This is a genomic window from Candidatus Neomarinimicrobiota bacterium (genome assembly GCA_022573815.1).
Classification (GTDB): Bacteria; Fidelibacterota; SORT01; order SORT01; family SORT01; genus JACZTG01.
In genome coordinates, this window is record JACZTG010000057.1 from 1 (window position 1) to 3,818 (window position 3,818).

The following is a 3,818-nucleotide window of genomic DNA, read 5'->3' on the forward strand; positions in this document are numbered from 1 at the left end:
CAAACCCACTCACTGATCGACTCGACCAGAGTACGGTATCTTTGTTCACCTTCCCGTAACGCAGCCCGCGCTCGTTCTCTTTCTGCAAGTTTCAATTTCTCACTTAATCTTTCTTTTGCTTCCTCGGCACGAAGACGTTCCAATTCTGCCGCTGCTCTTTCAGCAAATACACTGACAATTTCTTCGACATACTTCGGAGGTTTCAAGTCTTTGTCATGCAGTATATTTAAAACACCGATTGCCTTTCCGTTTGAACCGCTGAATGGAAGCCCAAAATAACTTTCAACCCCGAATTTTTTTAATAATTTATCATCAGGATATTGTTCCCGCACCTTGGTAATTGCCCTGAAGCTGGAATCTTCAAGATCTTCGAATGGTGTACCTTGGAGTGGAAAATCAATCGATTTTTTGATCCGTTTATCCTCACACCATGCAAGTGTATTAATACTTTTATCATCGATGATTTCTCCCAATATACCCCACCGGCACTCCATCATTTCTGTGACAGTCAGTATGAGATTCTCAAAAAACTGTTTGCCGGTAGATTTCGCTGTTCCCTTCATCAATCGTTTGAGGGCCGCTTCTGACTCTTGTACCTCTTTTGTTTTTAACTTTACTTCTTCCTCAAGGTGTTCAGTATATTTTTGAAGCTCATCCTTAGCACTCTTTAACTCTGAAGTCATTTCATTAAATGTCCTAGCCAGCACTCCAATTTCATCATCGGAGGTTATATCGACCTGTGTGTCAATCACGCCCGAAGTTACTTTTTTTGCAGCATTCGTTAATATTTTAATCGGATTGGTAATCCGTTTCATTGAAATGAATATAAATGCAACAGAAAATAGAATCGCCACGATCAATCCGATAAATACACCATTTCTGTCTGATGAAATAAGAGCATCAACATTTTTTAGAGATGTAATAAGAGTTACTACCGCCATGACTTCACCTTCCGCGAAGTCATGTTTATTCAACTTCAGATGACAATCGACACATTTTGATTCAGCTATTATAGGGATGAGGGTAAATAGCATACGATCTGATTCTTCTTCTGATATATGGGATATAGGTTTACCCTGATTGAGTACTTCCAATTCCAAATCTGTCGACATATAAGGACTGCTTTCCGGGTTAATTTGAAACATCTTTGGATTTCTTTTCAGATTCAGAGCCATAATTTTTCCACTAACTTGACTGAACAGCTGGTCTCTTGCAAGATTATCCGAACCCGTGAATAACATCGTTGTTTTCCAAGTATTTACCATATTTATTCCGACGTTTATCCACGCTTCTTTTTCTGTTTCGGTATGATGTGAGTTTTCTCTAATCTCGGTTAGTAATCCAAGAATAATCGCCGCTATAAATGACATCGCAAGGACAGGGATCATAAGTTTCGAAGTAATATTTAATTGTGGAATTCTCATTCTACTCAGAAGGCAAAATCAAATCTTGCCTTTCCGATGACTGACTTCTTACCTTGTAACTGTTTTTGAACCTCAGTTCTAAACACTACATTGGGTCTTATGGAAATAGAGATGTGGAGCAATAAATTTCTTAAGTCGTCCACGCTCGAATCGTTCGGGGTCATCGCTGAATCCCATCTAATAGCTGCCACCAACCAGGGATAAAACACGTAATTACTCTCAACAAAGTAAGCTGAATAAGTATTTTCTCCAGATATATTGTCAGAAGATGAATCATCTCCGAATATTAATCCGCCGAATAATTCGAGATCATTTACTTGTAATGCGGCATCTCCACCAATTCTTAAAAAATCCGCCCCTGCATTGTTTCCTGAGTAAGAAAACAGTCCGAGTTTGAAATGGTCGTCTCTCCAGCTGCCGCCTTCCGGCACGGGTCCTGACTCCCCTGACAGCGCTAATCCACCGAATTTATACGATAATCGCCCGTAAAGATCCTTTGACCATGAACCCGGGTGATCTTTATCACCTGCAGACGGTGTGACATCTAACCGCTCTACAACTCCTATCCCATAAAAAAGTCCACCGCCCATCTTCCCGTCTTTTATTCCCCATAGTTCAACGCCACTTTTGGGCTCAAATAACGTGAACGGGTTCCCTCCGTTCTTAAAGGAATTAACAACGTTATCCCCTATCACCGTTACGCGTCTTATCTTCGAGAACGGCACCGCCGCAATTTCTATTTTACCTATCTTAAGATTAATTAACTTGTTATTCCAGATGGGGCTGTCAAACTGTAAAAACGATCTCCGTACTCCTCCAAACGAATCGTCCCGGTACACCACTAATTCTATAAAATATGAAATGCTTTCTCCCAAATTACCTCCCGAAAGGAGATATAATTCATGAGGAAAGTTGAAAAGGGGTTCATCTGATAGATCTGAATTATAGTCGATATCCATCTCTAAGCGAATTGAAATCGGAGGATTGCTCGGGATTTCTCCCGGCCAGATTGCTTTTTTCGGCCACCTACTCTTTTGGGGTTTACCTCCTAACGAAACCGGTTTCTCTTTGAGCAATTCTTTTTGCTCTTTTGGGAATCTATATCCGTTGAATCTAAACGCTTTACCAAATGCATTCATCTTCGGAATGCTCACGTGACAAGTCGAACAGCTCACACCGTACAGCCTAGCGAACGATGGAATTGCATATGCCCGCTGAATAAAAATTACGAATATACCGAGAAAGATGATGGTGCCAATACTCATTCTTATTCCTAAGTCATTTTTGGTCACATTTCCCTCTCTTGGACAATCAGTCTATGTTGAGTTCAACTTCTCCGTTTTCGGGTATACTAATTTGATAACGTTTACTTTGCACCTCAAAATCACCCAGTGTGAACACTTCAATCGCGTAATCGCCCTGAGGAATATTTCTGATAGAAAACCTTCCGTTTTTATCAACTGAAGCATAGTACGGATTATCAAGTACAATGATAGCCGCATACATCCGAGAGTGAATACTACACATCACCTCCACTATCCCTGGTTCGCTGAACTCGACTGTTTTTACCGTACCGGCTCTATAAGTACCAAGATCAAATCTGTTCGTTCCAGACTCCGAGTAAACATTGTGATATAAAATATCCTCGCTGTTCGGATACTTTACTTTACTACCGATCATTATTGGAAGTATTCGGGGAATGAATTCCATGTTTTTTTGATTCATAGTAGATGTATTTTCATTCGGTACAAAAGAACCTTTGACTCCGCGTACTGCGACAACCGCTTCATTTCGAGAGGATAAAATTGATCCTTTTAGATCTCCTGCATAGAGATTCTTTATAGATGCAAGCAGTAAAACACAAAGTATGTAAATGAACTTCTGCAACTTTTTTTACCAAAAATTAGCAATATATTAACTTAATTCCATCAAATATCATGCCAAGACGGCAAGATTTTGGATCGTAAACACTTAACATCATAATAATTAAGGTTGTACGTTCAGTAATAAAAAAGATTGAACAAAGCCGAAATCGATACAATTCTTAATTTTGCGAAATGCAGAGTCTTTATTTAGTGCATGCCATATAACAATTCCACATCTGTCTCCCCGCTCCACTACAAATCAGATGAAACCATTGGCACCAGATGGATGCAGCTTCATAAACGGCCGTTTATAAGACAAAAAACCACTGTCTCAAAAGCTAATTGTCAGAAACTTGTATTTTTGTGAGTTATTTGGCAGCTGAAGTGGTGTTTTAAGTTCAGATTTTGGTACAAATCAGATATCAAGGCCTAATTCGTCAAAATTCAAATTGGCAAAGTGTGTAAATAAAGTTTCTGTTTGAGTTGCAACACGCGTGGCAAGCGTTTTAAGAATTATCTTTGTCATCTC

General features: G+C 39.6%; 3 protein-coding genes. All 3 read right to left on the bottom strand.

Annotated features, from left to right (window positions below; translation table 11 throughout):
• Positions 1-1,424, bottom strand: a 1,424-nt coding sequence (locus IIB39_11270; GenBank protein MCH8929275.1) for a HAMP domain-containing protein, incomplete at its 3' end; no start/stop codon positions are given.
• A gap of 5 nt (positions 1,425-1,429) precedes the next feature.
• Positions 1,430-2,689, bottom strand: a complete 1,260-nt coding sequence (locus IIB39_11275) for a hypothetical protein (protein ID MCH8929276.1) — start codon at positions 2,687-2,689, stop codon at positions 1,430-1,432.
• 46 nt (positions 2,690-2,735) lie between these two features.
• Positions 2,736-3,311, bottom strand: a complete 576-nt coding sequence (locus IIB39_11280) for a hypothetical protein (GenBank protein MCH8929277.1) — start codon at positions 3,309-3,311, stop codon at positions 2,736-2,738.
• Between the last annotated feature and the right edge of the window lie 507 nt (positions 3,312-3,818).

Excerpts from the sequence above, each read along its gene's own strand:
- IIB39_11275 (MCH8929276.1), bottom strand. The coding sequence starts at position 2,689 with ATGAGTATTGGCACCATCATCTTTCTCGGTATATTCGTAATTTTTATT.